At 62.2% G+C, this 22562-nt stretch carries 23 protein-coding genes; 8 read left to right on the top strand and 15 right to left on the bottom strand.

Annotated features, from left to right (window positions below):
* Positions 1-109: 109 nt before the first annotated feature.
* The 6 genes from KVO92_RS10275 to KVO92_RS10300 are packed head-to-tail and all read left to right on the top strand — an operon-like array spanning position 110 to position 6025.
* Positions 110-910, top strand: coding sequence for a hypothetical protein (locus tag KVO92_RS10275; RefSeq protein WP_254621406.1), 801 nt, complete (start codon positions 110-112; stop codon positions 908-910).
* 6 nt (positions 911-916) lie between these two features.
* Positions 917-1648, top strand: coding sequence for a hypothetical protein (locus KVO92_RS10280; RefSeq protein ID WP_254621407.1), 732 nt, complete (start codon positions 917-919; stop codon positions 1646-1648).
* Between the two features lie 6 nt (positions 1649-1654).
* Entirely contained in the window at positions 1655-2380 is a 726-nt protein-coding gene (locus KVO92_RS10285) for a hypothetical protein (RefSeq protein WP_254621408.1), read from the top strand.
* 6 nt (positions 2381-2386) lie between these two features.
* On the top strand, positions 2387-3118 hold the full coding sequence (locus tag KVO92_RS10290; RefSeq protein ID WP_254621409.1) for a hypothetical protein: 732 nt from the start codon (positions 2387-2389) through the stop codon (positions 3116-3118).
* 6 nt (positions 3119-3124) lie between these two features.
* A complete protein-coding gene (locus KVO92_RS10295; protein ID WP_254621410.1) occupies positions 3125-3859 on the top strand; it encodes a hypothetical protein in 735 nt (244 codons plus the stop codon).
* Positions 3860-3865: 6 nt separating this feature from the next.
* The gene (locus KVO92_RS10300; RefSeq protein WP_217475562.1) at positions 3866-6025 is read left to right on the top strand and encodes a lipase family protein; all 2160 of its coding nucleotides are present in this window, start codon (positions 3866-3868) and stop codon (positions 6023-6025) included.
* 240 nt (positions 6026-6265) lie between these two features.
* Here KVO92_RS10300 and KVO92_RS10305 read toward each other — a convergent pair whose 3' ends face one another.
* Genes KVO92_RS10305 through KVO92_RS10325 form a run of 5 tightly spaced genes read right to left on the bottom strand, consistent with a single transcriptional unit; the run spans position 6266 to position 10288 of the window.
* A complete protein-coding gene (locus KVO92_RS10305) occupies positions 6266-6907 on the bottom strand; it encodes an SCO family protein (RefSeq protein ID WP_217475563.1) in 642 nt (213 codons plus the stop codon).
* Between the two features lie 52 nt (positions 6908-6959).
* Positions 6960-7859, bottom strand: coding sequence for a heme o synthase (gene cyoE / locus KVO92_RS10310; RefSeq protein WP_217475564.1), 900 nt, complete (start codon positions 7857-7859; stop codon positions 6960-6962).
* 16 nt (positions 7860-7875) lie between these two features.
* Positions 7876-8937: a COX15/CtaA family protein gene (locus tag KVO92_RS10315; RefSeq protein ID WP_217475565.1), complete on the bottom strand. Its 1062-nt coding sequence runs from the start codon at positions 8935-8937 to the stop codon at positions 7876-7878.
* A gap of 56 nt (positions 8938-8993) precedes the next feature.
* The gene (locus KVO92_RS10320; protein WP_217477225.1) at positions 8994-9575 is read right to left on the bottom strand and encodes a hypothetical protein; all 582 of its coding nucleotides are present in this window, start codon (positions 9573-9575) and stop codon (positions 8994-8996) included.
* A 5-nt stretch (positions 9576-9580) separates the two neighbouring features.
* Positions 9581-10288 (bottom strand): SURF1 family protein, encoded by a 708-nt coding sequence (locus KVO92_RS10325; protein ID WP_217475566.1) that lies wholly within the window; start codon positions 10286-10288, stop codon positions 9581-9583.
* An 81-nt stretch (positions 10289-10369) separates the two neighbouring features.
* Between KVO92_RS10325 and KVO92_RS10330 the strand changes: the two genes are divergently transcribed.
* Positions 10370-10570, top strand: a complete 201-nt coding sequence (locus KVO92_RS10330) for a twin transmembrane helix small protein (protein ID WP_217475567.1) — start codon at positions 10370-10372, stop codon at positions 10568-10570.
* Between the two features lie 49 nt (positions 10571-10619).
* Here the strand turns inward: KVO92_RS10330 and KVO92_RS10335 are convergent, their stop codons facing one another.
* The 6 genes from KVO92_RS10335 to KVO92_RS10360 form a co-directional block, all read right to left on the bottom strand.
* Complete coding sequence (locus KVO92_RS10335; RefSeq protein WP_217475568.1) at positions 10620-11519, bottom strand: cytochrome c oxidase subunit 3; 900 nt, start codon at positions 11517-11519, stop codon at positions 10620-10622.
* Positions 11516-12094 (bottom strand): cytochrome c oxidase assembly protein, encoded by a 579-nt coding sequence (locus KVO92_RS10340; RefSeq protein WP_217475569.1) that lies wholly within the window; start codon positions 12092-12094, stop codon positions 11516-11518. The genes KVO92_RS10335 and KVO92_RS10340 overlap by 4 nt, the downstream gene beginning before the upstream one ends.
* 237 nt (positions 12095-12331) lie before the next feature.
* Positions 12332-13960 (bottom strand): cytochrome c oxidase subunit I, encoded by a 1629-nt coding sequence (gene ctaD, locus KVO92_RS10345; RefSeq protein ID WP_217475570.1) that lies wholly within the window; start codon positions 13958-13960, stop codon positions 12332-12334.
* Between the two features lie 13 nt (positions 13961-13973).
* Positions 13974-15107, bottom strand: coding sequence for a cytochrome c oxidase subunit II (coxB, locus tag KVO92_RS10350; RefSeq protein WP_217475571.1), 1134 nt, complete (start codon positions 15105-15107; stop codon positions 13974-13976).
* A gap of 212 nt (positions 15108-15319) precedes the next feature.
* On the bottom strand, positions 15320-15574 hold the full coding sequence (locus KVO92_RS10355) for a hypothetical protein (RefSeq protein ID WP_217475572.1): 255 nt from the start codon (positions 15572-15574) through the stop codon (positions 15320-15322).
* Positions 15575-15934: 360 nt separating this feature from the next.
* A complete protein-coding gene (locus KVO92_RS10360; RefSeq protein WP_217477226.1) occupies positions 15935-16999 on the bottom strand; it encodes a PA0069 family radical SAM protein in 1065 nt (354 codons plus the stop codon).
* A gap of 160 nt (positions 17000-17159) precedes the next feature.
* Here KVO92_RS10360 and KVO92_RS10365 point away from each other — a divergent pair, with 160 nt between their 5' ends.
* Positions 17160-18233, top strand: coding sequence for an acyltransferase family protein (locus KVO92_RS10365; RefSeq protein WP_217475573.1), 1074 nt, complete (start codon positions 17160-17162; stop codon positions 18231-18233).
* 63 nt (positions 18234-18296) lie between these two features.
* Here the strand turns inward: KVO92_RS10365 and KVO92_RS10370 are convergent, their stop codons facing one another.
* The 4 genes from KVO92_RS10370 to rhuM all read right to left on the bottom strand — a co-directional run bounded on the left by KVO92_RS10370 (position 18297) and on the right by rhuM (position 22539).
* Entirely contained in the window at positions 18297-19064 is a 768-nt protein-coding gene (locus KVO92_RS10370) for a DUF1835 domain-containing protein (RefSeq protein WP_217475574.1), read from the bottom strand.
* 17 nt (positions 19065-19081) lie between these two features.
* A complete protein-coding gene (locus tag KVO92_RS10375) occupies positions 19082-19360 on the bottom strand; it encodes a YheV family putative zinc ribbon protein (RefSeq protein WP_217475575.1) in 279 nt (92 codons plus the stop codon).
* Positions 19357-21405 (bottom strand): oligopeptidase A, encoded by a 2049-nt coding sequence (prlC, locus tag KVO92_RS10380; RefSeq protein ID WP_217475576.1) that lies wholly within the window; start codon positions 21403-21405, stop codon positions 19357-19359. Before prlC ends, KVO92_RS10375 begins: the two co-directional genes overlap by 4 nt.
* A 129-nt stretch (positions 21406-21534) precedes the next feature.
* Positions 21535-22539 carry a virulence protein RhuM/Fic/DOC family protein gene (rhuM, locus tag KVO92_RS10385; protein ID WP_217475577.1) on the bottom strand — a complete coding sequence of 335 codons (1005 nt, stop codon included), beginning with the start codon at positions 22537-22539 and terminating at the stop codon, positions 21535-21537.
* Positions 22540-22562: the final 23 nt, after the last annotated feature.

The following is a 22562-nucleotide window of genomic DNA, read 5'->3' on the forward strand; positions in this document are numbered from 1 at the left end:
CTGGCAGAGTTTCAGTGAATTGATTCATGTCGCAGCCCCCCGGTTGTTGAGGTCGCCTGGTTAGTACGTCAGTCTGCAGTCGCGATATATCTCCAAGGATGGAACCGACATGCACGCGCACGCTGACGTGACACCGATTTACCTAGCACCGAGAGCACCAAACAGCCGTCCTGCTGTAGGGAGTAACCAGGTGCGACATATCCTCCGGCCATTCGGCCTTTCCCTTCTTGCGACAGCACTGAGCGCCTGCGCCTCATTGGCCTCGCTCACAGCTGACAGCTTTACTTTCGAAGGGCAGCTACCCGCCAACTTCTCCATGCGAGCCCAGGCGCATTACGGCGTGGCTAACGGATGTGAGGGTCACAGCCAGGCACGCTCATTCGAGAGTGGCTTTCAGGACGCGCCGCAGCAGTATCGCTTCAAGATTCCCGTCACCTACCGCGACGGCCTTTGCGAGATGCAGCTGGCCCGTGTCGGGCTGTACATCCATGGCCGCTACGGCGAAAAGGACTGGCAACGCACCTATGACAACGGTGGCCTGGTGCTGGTCGACGCTTTGCCGCAAGGCGCGCCCGGTTTCGACGCGGAGGGCCACCTGAACAAGACGGCTGAATGCACATGGCTGTTTCAAGTCAGCAAGCTCTACCTAGAGCTGTCGAAGCTTTTGAGCTGCAAAGGGGCTGGCGCTCATCTATTGCGTAGCGAACTAGCCGGCAAAACGGTTCGGTTGGACGTACAGGCTAACCCAGCGGAAGAGCCCTCTTATGACCGGCGATGGATAAAAACCGACTCAGGCTGGCGTCCATGTATGGGCACGGATACATCCGAGCGCTGCCAGACTCCTCCTATATTTCAAACCTTCAAAATGAACGGTCAGGAATGCACCGTCTATCCCAACTGCAAGGAATGAACAAGGATGCGAACTGCCCTGGGCCGGCTACCCGGTCTTATCATGCTCGCGACAGCACTGAGCGCCTGCACCTCATTGGTCTCGCTCACAGCTGACAGCTTTACTTTCGAAGGGCAGCTACCCGCCAACTTCTCCATGCGAGCCCAGGCGCATTACGGCGTGGCTAACGGATGTGAGGGTCACAGCCAGGCACGCTCATTCGAGAGTGGCTTTCAGGACGCGCCGCAGCAGTATCGCTTCACGATTCCCGTCACCTACCGCGACGGCCTTTGCGAGATGCAGCTGGCCCGTGTCGGGCTGTACATCCATGGCCGCTACGGCGAAAAGGACTGGCAACGCACCTATGACAACGGTGGCCTGGTGCTGGTCGACGCTTTGCCGCAAGGCGCGCCCGGTTTCGACGCGGAGGGCCACCTGAACAAGACGGCTGAATGCACATGGCTGTTTCAGCTAAGCAAGGCGTACTCACGGAAAGGGCAAGTCAGCAAGCTCCTGAGCTGCAAGGGAGCGGGCGCACATCTGATGCGTGACGAATTGCCGGGCAAAACGGTTCGGTTGGATATTCAGACCAGCCCAGAAGAAAGACCCTACAGAGACGATACATGGCTCCGATTGCCAGAAGGCTGGAAGCCATGTTTACCGAAAGAAGGCTGGCAGCGTTGCCAAACGCCACCGTTGTTCCAAACCTTCAAAATGAACGGTCAGGAATGCACCGTCTATCCCAACTGCAAGGAATGAACAAGGATGCGAACTGCCCTGGGCCGGCTACCCGGTCTTATCATGCTCGCGACAGCACTAAGCGCCTGCACCTCATTGGTCTCGCTCACAGCTGACAGCTTTACTTTCGAAGGGCAGCTACCCGCCAACTTCTCCATGCGAGCCCAGGCGCATTACGGCGTGGCTAACGGATGTGAGGGTCACAGCCAGGCACGCTCATTCGAGAGTGGCTTTCAGGACGCGCCGCAGCAGTATCGCTTCAAGATTCCCGTCACCTACCGCGACGGCCTTTGCGAGATGCAGCTGGCCCGTGTCGGGCTGTACATCCATGGCCGCTACGGCGAAAAGGACTGGCAACGCACCTATGACAATGGTGGCCTGGTGCTGGTTGACGCTTTGCCACAAGGCGCACCCGATTTCGACGTGGAGGGCCACCTGAACAAGACAGCTGAATGCACATGGCTGTTTCAAGACAGCAAGCTCTACCTAGAGCTGTCGAAGCTTTTGAGCTGCAAAGGGGCTGGCGCTCATCTATTGCGTAGCGAACTAGCCGGCAAAACTGTTCGGTTGGATATTCAGACCAACCCAGAAGAAAGACCCTATTACGACGATACCTGGGTACGAGTCCCCCAAGGATGGAAACCATGCCTGCCGAAAGCAGGTGGATGGATACGTTGCCAGAACCCACCGGTATTCAAAACCTTCAAAATGAACGGTCAGGAATGCACCGTCTATCCCAACTGCAAGGAATGAACAGGGATGCGAACTGCCGTTGGCCGGCTACTCGGTCTTATCATGCTCGCGACACCACTGAGCGCCTGCACCTCATTGGTCTCGCTCACAGCTGACAGCTTTACTTTCGAAGGGCAGCTACCCGCCAACTTCTCCATGCGAGCCCAGGCGCATTACGGCGTGGCTAACGGATGTGAGGGTCACAGCCAGGCACGCTCATTCGAGAGTGGCTTTCAGGACGCGCCGCAGCAGTATCGCTTCAAGATTCCCGTCACCTACCGCGACGGCCTTTGTGAGATGCAGCTGGCCCGTGTCGGGCTGTACATTCATGGCCGCTACGGCGAAAAGGACTGGCAACGCACCTATGACAACGGTGGCCTGGTGCTGGTCGACGCTTTGCCACAAGGCGCGCCCGGTTTCGACGCGGAGGGCCACCTGAACAAGACGGCTGAATGCACATGGCTGTTTCAGCTAAGCAAGGCGTACTCACGGAAAGGGCAAGTCAGCAAGCTCCTGAGCTGCAAAGGGGCGGGCGCATATCTGATGCGTGACGAATTGCCGGGCAAAACGGTTCGGTTGGACGTGCAGGCTAACCCAGCGGAAGAGCCCTCTTATGACCGGCGATGGATAAAAACCGACTCAGGCTGGCGTCCATGTATGGGCACGGATACATCCGAGCGCTGCCAGACTCCTCCTATATTTCAAACCTTCAAAATGAACGGTCAGGAATGCACCGTCTATCCCAACTGCAAGGAATGAACAAGGATGCGAACTGCCCTGGGCCGGCTACCCGGTCTTATCATGCTCGCGACAGCACTGAGCGCCTGCACCTCATTGGTCTCGCTCACAGCTGACAGCTTTACTTTCGAAGGGCAGCTACCCGCCAACTTCTCCATGCGAGCCCAGGCGCATTACGGCGTGGCTAACGGATGTGAGGGTCACAGCCAGGCACGCTCATTCGAGAGTGGCTTTCAGGACGCGCCGCAGCAGTATCGCTTCAAGATTCCCGTCACCTACCGCGATGGCCTTTGCGAGATGCAGCTGGCCCGTGTCGGGCTGTACATCCATGGCCGCTACGGCGAAAAGGACTGGCAACGCACCTATGACAACGGTGGCTTGGTGCTGGTCGACGCTTTGCCGCAAGGCGCGCCCGGTTTCGACGCGGAGGGCCACCTGAACAAGACGGCTGAATGCACATGGCTGTTTCAGCTCAGCAAGGCGTACTCACGGAAAGGGCAAGTCAGCAAGCTCCTGAGCTGCAAGGGAGCGGGCGCACATCTGATGCGTGACGAATTGCTGGGCAAAACGGTTCGGTTGGATATTCAGACCAGCCCAGAAGAAAGACCCTATTACGACGATACCTGGGTACGAGTCCCCCAAGGATGGAAACCATGCCTGCCGAAAGCAGGTGGATGGATACGTTGCCAGAACCCACCGGTATTCAAAACCTTCAAAATGAACGGTCAAGAATGCACCGTCTATCCCAACTGCAAGGAATGAACAGGGATGAATAGCGTGAATACAGCGGGAAATTCGCTGTCCTGTCCCCAACGAACGGACTGGATAAGATTTCGCCTGGTTGACGAACATGGCGATGGAAAGCCGTACGCAAGACTGAGCTATACGCTGCACGACAGCCAGGGCCAACAGTATCTCGGCGTACTGGATGACGACGGCTTTGCTTATATAGACCAGATCTACTGTGGCCCGGCCGTTCTCGACCTATCAAAATTGGCTGATGGTCGCCTCGACCCATGGCATGAAAGATTAATTCTTCGCGATTCCTTCAAGATACCTCTAACCAACTTGCAGATCGCTGCTGAGCAATCCCCGTCTGGCCCCCGCCGACCTAATGGCCGCACCTACCTTGCCGAAGAGCGCGCCGGGCTGGAAACCGCCCTCTTACTGCGGGTGGAAGTCAGCGACCTGGTCGAGGCCAAAGGGCATTTGCCCGACCCTGATCCGGCCTGGCAGCCAAAGCCTTCCGCCATGCTCAAGCACAATGCCGGGAAGGCTTCCGAACGCACCGGCGTAGCGCTTAAACCCAATTGTCATCAGCTCCTGGAAATCAAAGCGCTACGCGCCTACAGCCCGCTGCTCTCGCGCGACAAGGCGTTTTGTGCCATCAATGCCTACCATCTAGCAGTTATGAGCACCTTCGTGTATGCGCCGTTCGGCGAGCCAAAGCAGCCGACCGGTACTTATGCTTCCAGCCCGCCTCCCTATAACCGCAGCGGGTGCATTGGGCACGTACTACGCGAACAACTGGCACGCTTGGAAAAAGCCACCGCGTTCGATAGTGCCCGCTACCAGCTGTTGTATGAAGAAGTGCCTTATTCCAAAAGGCTGGAGATCATGCCCTACGACCCGGCCCGCTACCAAGACGAAGCCGCCAAAGGCTGGGCCAATCCGGAAGACGTTCATTTTCTTTACGACGAAGAGACGGACACCCAGGCCTTCATTTCGCATAACGATAAGCTGGTGCTCATCTCCATCCGGGGCACGCTGGGAGCGCCAGACATGTTGCGAGATCTGGACGCGCGGCAAGTTCCTTACGCGGAAGGCTCAGGCCAAGCCCACCGAGGATTTTATGACTCGTTCCGGGCCGCAAAGGTATTCGTCGAGCGCTATCTGGACGCTTTCTATACGGGCGAGCAGGCCCTTATCGTTTGTGGACATAGCCTGGGTGGCGCAGTAGCACTTCTCTTAGCTGAATGGCTGCGGACAAACTGGTCGCGTGACATTCAGATCTACACATTCGGCGCCCCCCGCGCTGGCGACCGGACCTTTGTACAAAGTGCCCAAGCGCTCGTTCATCATCGTCTCGTCAATCACAACGACCCTATCCCTGCCATGCCCTTCGCCTGGCTGGATGCCGAGTGGAAGATGGTCAGCGCAGGTACCGTGGTGCTGTTCAGTTCACCGTTGTTGGGCGTGGCGCTGCTCCTGGGCGGGTTGCTCAACTTGCAAGGTGACCCTTACGAACACCATGGTCAACAACGCCACTTCGTACCCCGCAAGCCCGGCGGCGGTAGCGAAGTATCCATACTATGGCAACCCGACTGCGCCTTGATCGACGAACAGGCTTGTGCACGCTATGTCGGTGCCATTGATCTGCAAGGCGATATGCCAAAGCGAATGTCCTTCATCGAACAGGCATTCGCTGGTGCAGAGCATTCCTCGGACAGTGGCTATAGCCGTGCCATGCTCACCACGCTGCTGCGCTGGAATGCAGCTGTTGAAGAGCGGAAGGGTGTCTTGTTCACGCCCCGTGAAATCCACGACATCGACAAGCTGATCCAACTGGCCGAAGCCGAGCTGGCCAGTTGGCAGCCGCGAGATTTCATGGAGTTTCGCCGGGCTGTGAGAGTGCGTCACGATTCCCGCTTCTATAACAAATCCGATTTGGAGCTCCGCCAGATGTACGATGCAGGCGTCGCCCTGGCGCGCTCGCTTGGTAGGCAGCAGCGAGATGCCCTGGAACGCGCTAAACATCGGCTGCTGAACGAGGCGGGCAAAATTCTGACGGCTACCGATGTATTCGGCGACCTGATTCACCGTCATGACCTGCCTGAATTGGTCGCACAATGGCGTGGGCTGGAGCAAAACCAAAAAGCTGAAAAACTGGCCGACATAACGAGCCCCCCGGAACGTCAATACGCCTGAACGACGATAAAGACACCCGACCGGCACCGACCCGCTCGCTTCCACAAAGCATCTGAGCAGCGTGCTCCTGCCGACACGACTCGGCTCCGAACTTCGCCAGTACGCAGCGTTGATCAAGAATGGCGGCGCTGGCCAGGATCACGGGGAGCTTGCCAGCTTCACAGACGGCTAGCCTCGCGAGACTCGTCCCAGCGGATGCCATCTGCCGGGCAGGCCTTCTCCTCATATGCGCGGCCCGCCCTAACGCCCGCCCTCGCTGAGCAACAGTTTGCGCAACTGTTCGGCCAGCTTCTCGGTGCGCATCGGCGCGCGAATGAAGCCACGCAAGCGGCCGTCCGGGCCGATCAGCGCGAGGTTCGCGCCGTGATCGACGGTGTAATCCTGCTTTGAGGTATCCCCCGGAATGAACGGCACGCCCGCCGCGTTGGCAAGGGTCTGGATGTCCTCCAGCGGCCCGGTCAGACCGATGAAGCCGGCACCGAAATAATCCAAGTACTTCTTCAGTTGCTCGGGTGTATCACGCTCGGGATCGACGCTGACCAGGATCGGCTGTAGCCGTTGGTTTACGTCTTCCGGCAGTTTGCCGCGCAGCTGGCGCAGTTCGGCGAGCGTGGCTGGGCAGATATCCGGGCAGAAGGTGTAGCCGAAGAACAGCAGGTTCCAGCGCCCTTCGAGCTGCTCCATCGAAACCGCTTCGCCGTCCTGATTGGTCAAGCTGACGTCAGGCATGTCGCGTCCCTGGGGAAGCATGACGATACCGGCATCGAGCAACTCGGCGGTGTCGAGCTGGCGCTCGGTATTGAGCACCTTGTAAACCGTCAGGCCGATGACCAGTGCGACCAGCGCGACGAGGAAGAAGACGGTTTTCTGGATGCGGGTCATGGGGTTCCTATATTGGCTGCGTCTGGCCGGCGAGCGCGTCTAGCAAGCGGCCCTAGATATTGAGCAGCAGATAATGATCAACCAGCAGCGCGATGAACAGCGCGAACAGGTACCAGATGCTGAATTTGAACGTCTTGATGGCTGCATGCGGGCGGCTGTCGCGGTAGAGCACCAAGGTCCAGAACAGGAAGCGCGCACCCAGCAGGACGGCCGCGGCGAGGTACAGCGGACCGCTCATGTGGATGGCGAACGGCATGACGCTCACGGCCAGCAGCATCACGGTATAGAGCAGGATGTGCACCTTGGTGTAGTGCTCGCCATGCGTCACCGGCAGCATCGGCACGTTGACCTTGGCATATTCGGCCTTGCGGTGAATCGCCAGGGCCCAGAAATGCGGGGGCGTCCAGGCGAAGATGATCAGCACCAGCAGCAACGGCTCGGCCGTCACCTGGCCTGTCACTGCCACCCAGCCGAGCAGCGGCGGTGCAGCCCCGGCCAGACCGCCAATCACGATGTTCTGCGGCGTGGCGCGCTTCAGGAAGCCGGTGTAGATCACCGCGTAGCCGATCAATGAGGCCAGTGTCAGCCAGGCGGCCAGCGCGTTGGTGAAGGTCAGCAGCAGGCCCATTCCGGCGAGCGCCAGCAGCAACGCGAAGAACAGGGCGGCAGCCGGTGACACGCGGCCCTCGGCCAGTGGCCGCTTGTGGGTACGCGCCATCACCGAGTCGATTCGCCGATCGACCACATGATTGACCGCCGCGGCGCCCCCAGCGCACAGGGCAATGCCGAGGTTGCCAAAGACCAGCACGGTCCAGGGCACGCCCGCCCGGGTGGCGAGGAACATGCCGACCAGGGAGGTGATGAGCATCAGCAGCACCACCTTCGGCTTGGTCAGCTCGAGATAGTCGCGCCAGGTGGCCTGCGTACCGCGTTCGCTGAGAAGAGTCGCCATGGGGTTCTCCTTGTGGTCAAGCGCGAGGCAGGTCGAGCCCGCCTATCGTGTCTGGAGTCGGATGTGCCCGAGGCGCCGGCGCGACGGCGGCCTCGCGGCTCGTATGCAAGCGGTAGTTGATCAGCACCAGTACCAGCAGCAACAAGGCGCCGCCGCCGTTGTGCGCGACGGCGACTGCCAACGGCAGATTGAGCAGGACATTGCTGATGCCCAGCCCGACCTGCAGCGCCAGTGCGGCCAACAGCAGCCCGGCAAGGCGTGGCATCCCGTTGCGCCAGAGTTGGCCGCTCAGCACCAGTAGCAGCATCGTCACGGTCAGTGCGCCGAGCCGGTGAGTGAAGTGGATGGCGGTACGCGCTTCGCCGAAAAGCAGGCCGCCGAGGTAGTTGGGGCCGATGTCGTGGTGGGTCAGGTTGAAGGCGTTGGCGAAGTCCATTTCCGGCCACCACTCGCCGTGGCAGGTGGGAAAGTCCGTACAGGCCACCGCGGCGTAGTTGCTGCTGACCCAGCCGCCCAGCGCGACCTGGATGACCACCGCCAGCAGGCCCAGCATAGCGAGGCCTCTGATCCGCGCCGGGACCGCACGGAGCGCCGGGCTGGCCCCCGACAAGCGCAACGTCAGCAGAAACAGCAGGCTCAGGGTCGTGAAGCCGCCCAGCAGGTGTGCGGTCACCACCTGGGGCCAGAGCTGCAGGGTCACCGTCCACATGCCGAACGCCGCCTGGGTTATGACCACGGCCAGCAGCACCAGCGGCAGCTTGACCGGCTGCCCCGGTTGCGAGCGACGCCGCAGCGCCTGCACGGCAAGCGTGAGGATTACCAGCCCCAGTGCACCGGCGAAGTAACGATGGACCATCTCGTTCCAGCCCTTGTGCACCTCCACTGGCGCATCCGGGAAGCGCAACGCAGCCAGGCTCTGCGCCTGCTCGCTCATCGGCACGGCGAGAAAACCGTAGCAGCCGGGCCAGTCCGGGCAGCCGAGGCCGGCGTGAGTCAACCGTGTATAGGCTCCGAGCAGCACCACGACGACCGCCAACAGCGTGGCGACGAGAGCAAGACGGTATCCGGGTTTTGCCATCTGGTTCTCCTTGGGCGACCTCGTTGAGACTCCAGCGAGGCGGCCGAGTGCCTGGTTCAGCCGATCTGGGAGATTTTCAACAGGTGTTTGAGGTCTTCGAGAATCGCTTTTCCGTTGGCTTTGGCGTCGTAGCGCAGGACCAGATTGCCGTGCGGGTCGATGATCCACAGCTGCGCGCCATCGGGTGCTTGCCGGTTGCGCGCATAAGCGCCCGGGTCCAGCGCATAACGCTGCAACTGTGGGTATTCGCGCTGCAGACGCTGCTCGTAGTCCGGGCTCAAGGCCTGGGCGCTGGCCAGCGCATGGCTGGCACGGCCCGCCTCACGCGCCAGGCCGATATTGATCTGCCGCGCCAGGTAGACCAGTTGCTGGCAGTCCTCAGCACAGGATTGCGGCGCCGTCACCAGTAATTCCCAGCGTGGCTCGGCGGCAGCCGGCACGGTGACACCGAGCGTTTCGCGGCCCTGGCCGGTGGCGACCAACGCGCCGTGATAGGTTCGGCTTTCGGGGATCCAGAAGCCGAACCGATACATCGCTGTTGCCAGCAACATGGGGCCGATCACTACCGCCAGGATCAGCAGCAATTGCAGACGCCCGCGGCGACGTTGGGGTTGGGCGGGGTTGAAGGTCGGATTCATCGCGGTCACTGCTTGCTCCCCCGTGCCTGATGCACGCCGAAGTAGATGAACAACGCCAGCAGCGCCGCCGCCAGCGCAAACCACTGTACTGCGTAGCCCAGGTGCTGCTGCGGCTGCATGCTGGTGATCGGCCAGTCCGCGCGATAGGCCGCTGGGCCCGGCTCGAGGCGCAACTCGTATTCGAGCCCATCTCGTCCGAGCAACTGCCAGAGCGCGTTGGCGTCGACGTGATTGAGCAGCCTCGGCCAACCTTCGGTCATGCGCTCGTTGAGCAGGAACGGCTTGCCGGACGGCGCATAAACCCAGGCGGCCAGTTTCAGCGGTTGGTCCGGCGTATCGAATGTCGGTGGGACTCGTCGATCAGGCCAGGGCAGCCAGCCGCGATTGACCAGCACCCAGCGGCCGCTGGGCTCATCCCGGAACGGCTGTAACAGCTCCACGCCGACCCGGCCATCGCGCGTGCGGCTATCGAGCAGGAAGCTGTGCGCGGCATCGAAGCGCCCCTGCAGATAGACCCGCGCGTAAGCAGGATCCTCGAGCTGCTCGATCTGCTCTGGCGACACAGGCGCGGCGGCTTCTCGAGCGGCCTGCCGTGTCAGCATGTCGCGCTTCTGGTCGGCGCGCTCAAGCTGCCAGAACCCCAACCAGACCAGCAGCGGCAGCAGGCACAGCACCACCAGCGTGGGCAGCAGGCCTGGCTTGAAGCCGCTCATGGCACGTCCCGCGGCGTATCGATACGGCTGGCTATACTGCACCCCACTTCCCCCAGTTCACCTGTTACGGCGGGCCCGCTCATGCTCAAGGCGGTAATTGTTCTATTGTTAGTGGCCACGCTGGTCAGTCTGTTCAGTGGTCTGTTCTTTCTGGTCAAGGATGAGGGCCGCCGATCACGTGTGCTCACCGCCCTCTTCGTTCGCGTCTCCCTTACCGCCTTGACCGTCGCCCTCATCGCCTGGGGTTTCTATTCCGGCCAACTGCGACCGGGGTTCGGTTGAGGGGCCGCGGCGCAATACCTGGTACGCCTCCGCGACGCCCCCTGCCTCGCTAGAGGACGTAGACAAAAATGAACAGGCCGATCCACACCACGTCGACGAAGTGCCAATACCAGGCCGCTGCCTCGAAACCGAAATGCTGGTCAGGGGTGAAGTGACCGCGGATGCTGCGCACCAACATCACCGTCAGGATGATCGCGCCGATGGTCACGTGGGCCCCGTGAAACCCGGTGAGCATGAAGAAGGTCGCGCCGTAGATGCCCGAGCCAAGCGTCAGGCCCAGCTCGGTATACGCATGGATGTACTCTTCGATCTGCAGGCTGAGGAAGGCGACACCCAGCAGCACGGTGATGCCCAACCCCAGCTTGAGCTGCTTGCGGTGGCCCTTGCGCAGCGCATGGTGCGCCCAGGTCAGCACGAAGCTGGAGCTGACCAGCAAGATGGTATTGACCAGTGGCAGGCCCCAGGGGCTGATGGTGCCTTCCGGTGCGGGATAGACCTTGGGGTCCGGGTTGTTCAGCAGCGGCCAGCTGAACTCGAAGTTCGGCCAGAGCATCGCGCTGACGCCCTTGTCGCCTTCACCGTCGAGCCAGGGCCCGACCCAGTAGCGGACGTAGAACAGCACGCCGAAGAAGGCCAGAAAGAACATCACTTCGGAAAAGATGAACCAGCTCATCCCCCAGCGGAACGAGCGATCCATCTGGTGGCTGTAAAGCCCTGCGCGGCCCTCGCGCACCACTGCGCCGAACCAGCCGAACATCATGTAGGCGATCAGCAGGGCGCCGATAAAGAAGATCAGCGGCCCATGGGACTCGGCGCGGTCGGCCTTGAGGTCGTTGAACCAGGTACCCAGCCCGTAGACCGTGGTCAGCAGCGCCACCGTCGCGACGATCGGCCACTTGCTCTGGGCGGGAACGTAGTACTTCTCGTACGCAGGGGTCGGTTGGCTCATTGCAGACTCTCCTTGCCCGCCGCCCCAGGCGCCTGGACCACGGCGACCGGAGGCTGACGAGACGTGATGTCGAACAGGGTGTAAGCGAGCGTCAGGTGACGCACATCTGCGGGCAAATCACGATCGACAATGAAGCGCACCGGCATTTCGATGCGCTCACCGGGCTGCAGCACCTGCTGGGTAAAGCAGAAGCACTCGGTCTTGTGGAAATAGGCCGCCGCCTTGGACGGCGAGATGCTCGGCACCGCCTGGGCCGTCATCGGGTGATCGGTGGGGTTGAAGGCGACGAAGCGCATCTCCTGGGTGGCGCCAGGGTTCACGCTGACCTGGTCGGCCAGCGGCTGAAACTCCCAGGTCATGCCCGAGGCGTTGGTGGCCAGAAACTGCACCCGCACCTGCCGCGCTTCGTCTGCGGTCTGGGCCCCTTCGTAGGCGCCCGCCGTCTTGCCGTTGATGCCGAAGGCCTTGCACATGACATCGTAGATCGGCACCAGCGCGAAGCCGAAGGCGAACATCGCCACGACCACCAGCAACAGTCGGCGAATCAACTTGGCCAAAGAAAGCTCGTCATTCATCCCGCAGCCCTCGGTATATCGGCTGACCTGCCGGTGAACAGCTCGCGGTCGAGACCGCTCCCACCGGCGCCCCAAAGACCGTCACTGCTCGCAGAATCTCCCCGGGAGCGGTCTTGACCGCGAACAGACCCACCACCCCACTCAGGCCCTCCGTGGGAGCGGTCTCGACCGCGAAAGGCGCAACGCGGTCGTGTGCCCCGGCACGGCGTTCAGATGTCATGGCAGCGACTCGCCAGGCTAATCATGTTTCGGGCCGGTGCGGTGCTCATGCAGCTCATCCATCGTCGGCGGCACACTGAAGGTGTGATAGGGCGCCGGCGACGGCACGCTCCACTCCAGCCCTTCGGCGCCATCCCAGGGTTTGGCTGGCGCGGCCGGGCCGCCGCGGATGCACTTGATGACGATGAACAGGAACAGCAGTTGCGTGGTTCCGAACATGAAGGCGCCAATGCTCGACACCATGTTGAAGTTGGCGAACATCAGGTTGTAGTCCGGAATCCGTCGCGGCATGCCGGCCAGCCCGACGAAGTGCATCGGGAAGAACGCCAGGTTCATGCCGATGAAACTCATCCAGAAATGCAGCTTGGCCAGCGTCTCGTCATACATGTGCCCGGTCCACTTGGGTAGCCAGAAATAGGCCGAGGCGAAGATGCCGAAGATCGCCCCCGGCACCAGCACATAGTGGAAGTGCGCCACCACGAAGTAGGTGTCGTGGTACTGGAAGTCCGCCGGGGCGATGGCCAGCATCAGTCCGGAGAAGCCGCCGATGCTGAACAGGATGACGAACGCCACGGCGAACAGCATCGGCGCCTCGAAGGTCAGCGAGCCGCGCCACATGGTCGACACCCAGTTGAACACCTTCACGCCCGTCGGCACCGCGATGAGCATGGTGGCGTACATGAAGAACAGCTCGCCGGTCACCGGAATGCCGACGGTGAACATGTGGTGCGACCAGACGATGAACGAGAGGAAGGCGATAGCGCCGGTGGCGTAGACCATCGAGGTGTAGCCGAACAGCGGCTTGCGGCTGAACGCCGGGATGATCGAACTGACCGCGCCGAACGCCGGCAGGATCATGATGTACACCTCGGGGTGACCGAAGAACCAGAACACGTGCTGGAACAGCACCGGGTCGCCGCCGCCCGCGGCGCTGAAGAAGCTGGTGCCGAAGTGGATGTCCATCAGCATCATGGTCACCACGCCCGCCAGCACCGGCATCACCGCAATGAGCAGGAAGGCGGTGATCAGCCAGGTCCAGACGAACAGCGGCATCTTCATCAGCGTCATGCCGGGGGCACGCAAATTGAGAATCGTGGCGACCACATTGATCGCGCCCATGATCGAGCTGATGCCCATCAGGTGAATCGCGAAAATGAAGTAGGTCACGCTCTCCGGCGCATAGGTGGTCGACAGCGGCGCATAGAAGGTCCAGCCGAAATTCGGTCCGCCGCCCTCCATGAACAGGGTCGAGACCAACAGGCCGAACGCGGCGGGCAACAGCCAGAAGCTGAAGTTGTTCATCCGCGGCAGCGCCATGTCCGGCGCACCGATCATCAGCGGAATCATCCAGTTGGCCAGGCCGACGAAGGCCGGCATCACCGCGCCGAAGACCATGATGAGGCCATGCATGGTGGTCATCTGGTTGAAGAATTCCGGCTGCACGATCTGCAGGCCCGGCTGGAACAGTTCGGCGCGGATCACCATCGCCATCGAACCACCCAGCAGGAAGGCGCAGAAGCTGAACCACAGGTACATCGAGCCGATGTCCTTGTGGTTGGTGGTCAGCAGCCAGCGCGAGAGGCCCTTGGCCGGGCCGTGGTGGTGGTCATGCCCGGCATGCCCATGATCGTCGATCACTGCACTCATCGCTGCCTACCCCTTATTGACTGGCTTCTTCGGCCTGTTTGAAATCGAGCACGTCTTTCGGCGTAACCATGTCGCCCTTGTCGTTACCCCAGGCGTTGCGCTCGTAGGTCACCACGGCGGCCAGGTCGACTTCCGACAGCTGCGGGCCGAAGGCCGGCATGGAGGTGCCCGGACGGCCATGCACCACGACGCTGAGATGGTTCTCGGCATCGCCTGTGGCCACCGGCGAGCCCTTGAGTGCCGGGAACATCGGCGGCAGCCCCATGCCCGTGGGCTGGTGGCAGGAGGCGCAGTTGGTCAGGTAGACCTTCTCACCACGCGCCACCAGTTCATTGAGCTTCCACTCTTTGCTGGTCAGCTCAGCGAGCTTGGCGGCCTCGGCCTTCTTCTCGCCGAGCCAGGCGGCGTAGTCCTCGGCGGACTTGACCTCCACCACGATGGGCATGAAGCCGTGGTCCTTGCCGCACAGTTCGGTGCATTGCCCGCGGTAGATGCCGGGCCGCTCGACCCGGGTCCAGGACTCGTTGATGAAGCCGGGGATGGCATCCTTCTTCACCGCCAGATCCGGCACCCACCAGGAGTGGATGACATCTGCGGCGGTCACCAGGAAGCGCACCTTGGCGCCTGCCGGAATCACCAGCGGCTGGTCCACTTCAAGGAGGTAGTGCTCGCCCTTGGGCGCCAGGTTGTTGATTTCGTCGCGCGGTGTGGTGAGGTTGCTGAAGAACTCGACGTCCTCGCCCAGGTACTTGTAGTGCCACTTCCATTGGTAGCCGGTGACCTGGATATCCACATCCGACTCGGAGGCATCGTAGATGTGGATCAGCGTGCGGGTGGCCGGTACGGCCATGCCGATGAGGATCAGCAACGGGATGATGGTCCAGAGCACCTCGACCTTGGTGTTCTCGTGGAAGTGCGCCGACTCGAGCCGCTTGGAGCGGCGGTGCGCGAACATCGACCAGAACATGACCGCGAACACCAGCACGCCGATGATCACGCAGATCCAGAAGATGGTCATGTGCAGATCGAATACGGAGCGACTGACATCGGTCACACCGGTTCGCATGTTTACGTCCCAGGCCGCCTGGGCCTGCGCAAACAGCGACCACAGCCCAATCCCCATCCAGACTCGTGGATGTCGCGACATTGCGGGTTCCCCTTATGGTTCTTGTTATCCCGCCGACCGCCTGTCCGGTCGCAGTGCCGAGCAAAACGCTCACGCCCACGGCCTGACCACGCTCCGGTCTGGTTCCCCCCAAAGGCTGGTCGCCAGTCCTCGCTTTGCACGCGCAGTCGGATTCAATCGGTACGCTTACGAACGGAGTATAGACAGCGATCCAAACCTGGCAATTTCACCGCTCAGGCGCTGGCCTGAGCCTGCGCAGGCCGCTCGTTCTTCTTCACGCCACGCAGATTCATCAGCGCCAGGCACAGCTGCAGCGTGATCAACGCCCAGGCTTCGGCTTGCCAGCCCCAGACCACCCAGAGCAGATTGCTCAGCAGAAAACACCAGAATCCCACCGTGCGTCGTCGCGGCTTCAACGAGCCGATCAGCCAAGCAGCCAATACCGTGACCACCATGGCTGGCCATTGCAGCAGATCGATCCAGTCCAAGAGACCTCCAGAATGCACAGGCGCGCCGGCCGGCCAACGCGGCGGCGATACCTGGTTTGGGTCATGAAGCGCGCCGCAGAGTTCCAACGAGCCGCCCTGCGGCGTCGCCTTGCGCGCATCCGCAACCACGCCTGGACCCAATCGACAGGTTTCCGACGGCACAGCCCCAATAAACGATCGCCATCGTGCTAGAGGCGAACCGAGCCCCGTCCTACAGGCCTGCGCATCAAAGACGCAGCCGAGCCATTCGCGGTCGAGACCGCTCCCACGGGGCTGGCGTTGCACCAAAGGCCATGCGCGGCACTGCTCTTGTGGGAGCGGTCTTGACCGCGAGCTTTACAGCGAAGCCGCGCTCAGCGACTACAGCAACGTCATTTGCTGCCCCGGCGGGGCAAAGCGGGTGCAATCGAGGCCGTAGTTCTGGTCACGCCGGTTATAGCCGAGGCGCTTGCAGGCCAGCTGGAACCGTTGCGCGAGCAGCTGGGCAAACTGGCCCTCACCGCGCATCCGGCTGCCGAAGCGGCTGTCGTAATCCTTGCCGCCGCGCGACTGGCGCACCAGGCTCATGACGTGCGCGGCGCGCTGCGGGAAATGCTCCTGCAGCCACTCGTCGAACAGCGTCGCCACCTCATGCGGCAGCCGCAACAGCACGTAGCCGGCAGACCGCGCTCCGGCTTCCCGCGCGGCCTCCAGCATGCGTTCGAGCTCCATGTCGTTGATCATCGGGATCATCGGCGCGCACATCACACTCACCGGCACGCCGGCCTCATGCAGGGTACGCAAGACCCGCAAGCGCGCCGAGGGCGAAGCGGCGCGCGGCTCCATGATCCGTTTCAGTTCGTCATCGAGCGTGGTCAGGCTGACCGAAACGCTGGCCAGCCGCTGCTCGGCCAGCGGCACCAACAGATCCAGATCGCGCAGCACCAGCGAGCCCTTGGTGATGATGTGCACCGGATGCTTGAAGCGCAGCAGGATTTCCAGCGCCTGGCGGGTCAACCGCTGCTCGCGCTCCAGCGGCTGGTAGGCATCGGTATTGACGCCCAGCGCGATGGGTTGCGGCACGTAGCCTGGCTTGCTCAACTCCTGCTCGAGCCGCTCGGCCAGGTTGGTCTTGGCGATCAGCCGCGTTTCGAAGTCGATACCCGGCGACAGGTCCCAATAGGCGTGGCTGGGTCGGGCAAAGCAGTAGATGCAGCCATGCTCACAGCCGCGATAGGGATTGACCGAGCGATCGAAGCCGACGTCCGGTGACTGGTTGCGGGTAAGCACGCTCTTGGCCGTTTCCAAGCGCACCTCGGTGGCGCGGGTCGGCGGCACGTCCTGCTCCCAGCCATCGTCGTACGCCTCGCTACGCGTCGGGGCGAAACGGTTGTCCGGATTGATTGCGGTACCGCGGCCACGCGGCGTCGACGACGGAACGGGCATAGCCATATCCTGATAACTGTATTTATATACAGTATGCATGACTGCAATCCTCGCTCCATGCCGACCGTCGGGAAAATCAGGCGGGCCGGGGAATTTTTTCGGCAGTAGCCGGACAAACATCCCACTGCTTGAAATTCCCGGTATCGACATGGAGGTTGAGATGCCCGCCCGCCCCGGCCTGACGTCTGCTCGCGAGAACAACTTCGATTTCCTGCGATTCTTCGCGGCAACCCTGGTGCTGTTCGTTCACAGCTATCCGCTGACCGGGCGTCGCCCCGATGAACCCATCGAGCTGCTGACCGGTTACGAGAACGGCGGCGAATTTGCGGTTGCGGTCTTCTTCGTGATCAGCGGCTACCTGATCACCTCGTCGTGGCTCAACAGCAGTGGCACCAAGAGCTTCCTGATCAAGCGCGCTTTGCGGGTATTTCCCGCGTTGATCATGGCCGTGCTGCTGTCGACCTTCATCATCGGGCCGCTGGTCACCGACCGCAGCATCACCGAGTACCTGGCGTCTCCGCTGACCTGGACCTACCTGCAAAATGTCCTGCTGGTGACGCGCTTCGAACTGCCCGGCGTGTTCAGCCAGAACATCTATCCGGACGTGGTCAACGGCTCGCTGTGGACGCTGCCGCTGGAAGTGATGATGTACCTCGGTGTGATGGCCCTCGGCTTGACCCAACTGCTGAGGCCTCGCCTGATCTTCCTGCCCATCGCCGGCCTCGCCGTCGGCTACTTCTGGCTGCTCGGCCGCCTCGGGATCGAATCCTTCTTCATCGTTAATTTTTTCAAATTGGCGCTGCTGTACTTCACCGGCGCGGCGATCTACCTCTATCGCGACGCGTTGCCGTGGCGCGGCTGGATAGCCGTGCTGCTGGCCGCCGCCCTCGGCCTGACCTTCCATACCCAGGCGGGCCCCTACGTCTACATGGTAGCGCTGCCCTATCTGGTGATCTACCTCGCCTATGCACCGATCCCGCTGATCGCCCGGTTCGGCAAGTACGGCGACTTTTCCTACGGCATGTACATCTATGCCTTCCCGTTCCAGCAACTGACGATTTACCTGCTCGGCCCCGAGATTGGCGTGTTCGGGCTGACCGTCATCAGCCTCGCGCCAACGCTGCTGCTGGCGATCCTGTCCTGGCACCTGATCGAGTCACCGGCAATGAAACTCAAGCAGCGCTTCGCACGCGCGGCGCGTCCGGAACTGGCCGGCGGAAAGATCGCCGGCTGAGCCGGCACGGGGGTTCGGTTGCGGTTGCGACCTGGACGAGAGGCAGGCGCGGTGGATGCCAGCTCAACCCGCTGCGCGACGCACCTGCACCGATGCATAGCCAGCGCCGTGGTCATCGGTCAGGCATAGGACGCCGCGCTGCGCCAGCTCACGGGCGCGCCAGTAAAGCAACATGTCGGTCGCGAAAAAACCGTCGCAGCGGGCCATGACCCCGGCCATGGCGCGGGACAACGGCATGTCCTCGTCGCCGCAGGCTTCGGTCAGTTCATGGTCGATTTGCCGATAGTCCTCGCCGACGAAACGCCCCTCCAGCCAACGTCGTATCGCGGCGTTTTCCGCCACGGCAGCGCGCCACTGACTGGCGAGCGCGGCGACCCTGGCTGGCTCGACAGGCTGCGGCTGGTCGAGCGCCACCAGCGCTTCGGGCGTATGCATGGAAACCGCCATGCGTGCGCCGACCCGGCTGTCACCGGTGCCGCAGGCGACTTCGTAAAAGGGCAGCGAGCTTCCCTCCAGCGCCGCGGCTACGCGCGCCAGCATCAGCTGTTCGGACGCGCTATCCCCATGCCAGACGGTGACCGGCCGCGACTGGCCAGACAGCGCCTCGAGCCACAACGCATCGCCGGCGATGCCGGAGAAATCCGGGCGCGATGTCATGGCTGCGGGCCACAGGGTCTCCCAGAAGGCCAGCCGCCCCGAACACGGCGGCGTATCGATACCGGCAAGCGGGCCAACGGCCAGGTCATCGCGCAGCACGCGAACCTCGCTGCCATCAGCCAGCAGCGGCCGGACGCTGTCCGCGGCGAGGTCGCCACAGGTGAGATGCCACATGGCGAGCCTCCTTCGGATCAGTCGGACTTTTTCTTCAACTTCGGATTGGGAAAGAATTGCACGGCCTGCACCTGCGGATCGGCCGGCTTCGGCTTGGCCTGGTTGACCCGCGTACCCAATTCCAGGGGCACCGACTGGCCCTGGGCGTTGAGGGTATCGGCGTAGCCGCACTCGACGCACTCGCGATGCGGAACGCCGTCGACATCCCACATCTTGATGCTGTCGCTGGCGCTGCACGCCGGGCATACAGCCCCGGCGATGAAGCGCTTGGTGGTCACCTTGGGCGCGTCGCTCATGCCACGTTCTCCGTCAGGCCGAGGTGGCGCAGCAAGGCGTCGGTCGACGGCTCGCGACCGCGGAAGTCGACGAACAGCACCATTGGCTCCTGCGAGCCGCCGCGCGCCAGGATGGCCTCGCGGAAGGCGCGGCCCGTGTCGGGGTTGAACACGCCCTCTTCCTCAAAGCGCGAGAAGGCATCGGAGGACAGCACCTCGGCCCACTTGTAGCTGTAATAGCCCGCCGCATAGCCGCCAGAGAAGATGTGCGCGAAGCTGTTGGGGAAGCGATTGCTGGCCGGCGGACGCATGACCGAGACCTCGTCGCGGATGCTCTCCAGCACTTCCAGCACGCTGCGGCCGTCGCCGTGCGTGGCGTGCAGCTCGAAGTCGAACAGCGAGAACTCCAGCTGGCGCACCATCATCAGGCCGGACTGGAAGTTCTTCGCCGCCAGCATCTTGTCGAGCAGATCCTGCGGCAGGGTTTCACCGGTCTGGTAGTGGCCGGAAATCAGCGCCAGCCCTTCGGGCTCCCAGCACCAGTTCTCCATGAACTGGCTCGGCAGCTCGACCGCGTCCCAGGCCACACCATTAATGCCCGAGGCACCGGCATGCTCGACCTGCGTCAGCAAATGGTGCAGGCCATGGCCGAACTCGTGGAACAGCGTGGTGACTTCATCGTGAGTCAGCAGCGCCGGGCGCTCACCCACTGGCGGAGTGAAGTTGCAGACCAGGTTGGCGACCGGCGTCTGCAGCGTGCCGAGGCAGGTACGGCGCTTGTCGCGCGCCCCATCCATCCAGGCGCCACCGCGCTTGTTGGCCCGCGCGTAAAGGTCGAAGAAGAAGCGCCCGACGTGCTCGCCTTTCTCACGGATTTCGAACAGGCGAACATCCGGATGCCAGCTGTCGAAGCCTTCCAGCTCGTGGATCTCGATACCGTACAGGCGCTTGACGATGGCAAACAGGCCGGACAGCACCTTGTCCACCGGGAAGTACGCACGCAGTTCTTCCTGGCTCAGGCTGTAGCGGGCCTGGCGCAGCTTCTCGCCGAAGTAATTGACGTCCCAGCTCTGCAGATCGGTGACGCCCTGCTCCGCGGCGAAGGCGCGCAACTCTTTCAGGTCACGCTCGGCGAACGGCTTGCTGCGCGTGGCCAGATCCCGCAGGAAACCCAGTACCTGATCGGTGCTATCGGCCATCTTGGTCGCCAGCGACAGCTCGGCGTAATTGCCGAAGCCCAGCAGCTGCGCCAGCTCCTGACGCAGGTCGAGGATCTGCTCCATCACCGGGCCATTGTCGAACTGGCCGGCATTCGGCCCCTGGTCGGAGGCACGGGTGGAATAGGCGACGTAGACCTCTTCACGCAGCGCACGGTTGTCGGCGTAGGTCATCACCGCGTAGTAGCTGGGGAATTCCAGGCTGATCAGCCAGCCATCCAGCTCCTTGGCCTTGGCGGCTTCGGCCATCTGCGCCTTGGCCGAATCGGTGATGCCGGCCAGCAGGCTTTCGTCGGTGACGTGCTTGGTCCAGGCCTGGGTCGCGTCGAGCAGTTGGTTGGAGAAGGTGCTGCCCAGCTCGGCGAGCTTCATGCGGATCGCGCCGAAACGTTGCTGCTCGGCAGGCGGCAGGTCGATGCCGGAGAGGCGGAAGTCACGCAGGGCGTGGTCGATGATGGTCTTTTGCGCCACATCGAAGCCGTCGGCCTCGGGGCTCACCGACAGCGCCTGGTAGGCGGCGAACAGGTCGGGATTCTGGCCCAGCTCGGTGGCGTAGGCCGAGAGCTTCGGCAAGCAGGCCTCGTAGGCGCTGCGCAATTCAGGGTTGTTGCGCACCGCGTTGAGGTGGCTGACCGGGCCCCAGGCGCGGCTGAGGCGCTCGTTCATTTCATCGAGGCCGACCACCAGGGTGCTCCAGTCAAGGCTCTCGGCCGGGCGGCTGAGCAACTCCTGCAAGGCGACGCGGTTCTCGCCGAGGACGGTATCGACCGCCGGCTCGACGTGTTCCGGGCGAATCTCGGAATAGGGCGGCAGGTCGAAGTCCCGAAGCAGCGGGTTGGTATCGGTCACGGCAGTTGCCCCTTCTGAATGAATAATCACCGGTGCATGTTAAAGACAAATGCCCGACCGCGCAGCTGGGGAACTGACCGATAGCGCCTGTCTATGTTCGAGACGGGGTTGGCGTCGTGCCGGAACTCGTCAGCCTGCCGGCGCGGCCAGCATGTTCATCACTAGGCGAATCATGACGTCCTTGTTGGCCGGGTCTGACTCGGCGACCAGCAAGGTCAATGCCGCCAGCCCCACGTCATTGATGACCGGCTCGCCATTGGTCGCCAGGAGGCGGCCATTGCGGTACAGAAAATCGACGAACAGGAAGGCCGCGCTGCGCTTGTTGCCATCGGAAAATGGATGATTCTTGATGACGAAATAGAGCAGGTGCGCGGCCTTGGCTTCCACGCTGGGATAGGCCGGTTCGCCGAACACCGTCTGGTCCAGATTGCCCAGCAACGAGGCCAATCCATCGCCACGATCACGCGCGAACAAATCCGTCGCCTCCCCGCGGGTCATCAACTCGATCTTCAGCTTTTCCAAGGCTGCACGGGCTTCGACCGGGCTTGGCAAGGTACCGCCAGGCTGGGCTTCGGGCTCGGTCAGCAAACCCTCGTCGTAACGCTGCAGCAGCAGAAATGTTTGTGCATAGCGGCTAACGATATCTACCAGGCCCCGGCCGCTCTGCGTGTCTAGTGCGGGACTCTGTGCAGCCTTGCGCACCAGAGTCAGCGCAGCTTCCAGCTCACGGGCGTTGGTTTCGAAGCGTTGCTGGTTGAGCGTCCAGCCCTGCGTCAGGTGCTCACGCAGGATGCGGGTTGCCCATTGGCGGAAGCGTGTGGCCTGCTGGGATTTCACTCGATAGCCGACCGAAATGATCACGTCGAGGTTGTAGTGCTCAACGGATCGGGCGACCTCTCGACGACCCTCCTGACGAACTATCCGGAAATCCCGGATAGTTTCCTCACGCAGCAACTCTTCCTCAGCGAATACGTTCAACAAATGCTCATTGACGGTACGCACATCCTTGCCAAATAGCTCGGCCATCTGACGCTGGCTCAGCCAGACCGTATCGCGAGCGGCATCCAACCGCACCTCCACGGCCTCGTCGGCCGCGTTGAAGATGACTATGGGCACCCGGTTTTCAGCATCCATGGGCGACCTCTTCCTTTAGCTTG

This window comes from Stutzerimonas stutzeri (assembly GCF_019090095.1).
Classification (GTDB): Bacteria; Pseudomonadota; Gammaproteobacteria; order Pseudomonadales; family Pseudomonadaceae; genus Stutzerimonas; species Stutzerimonas stutzeri_AN.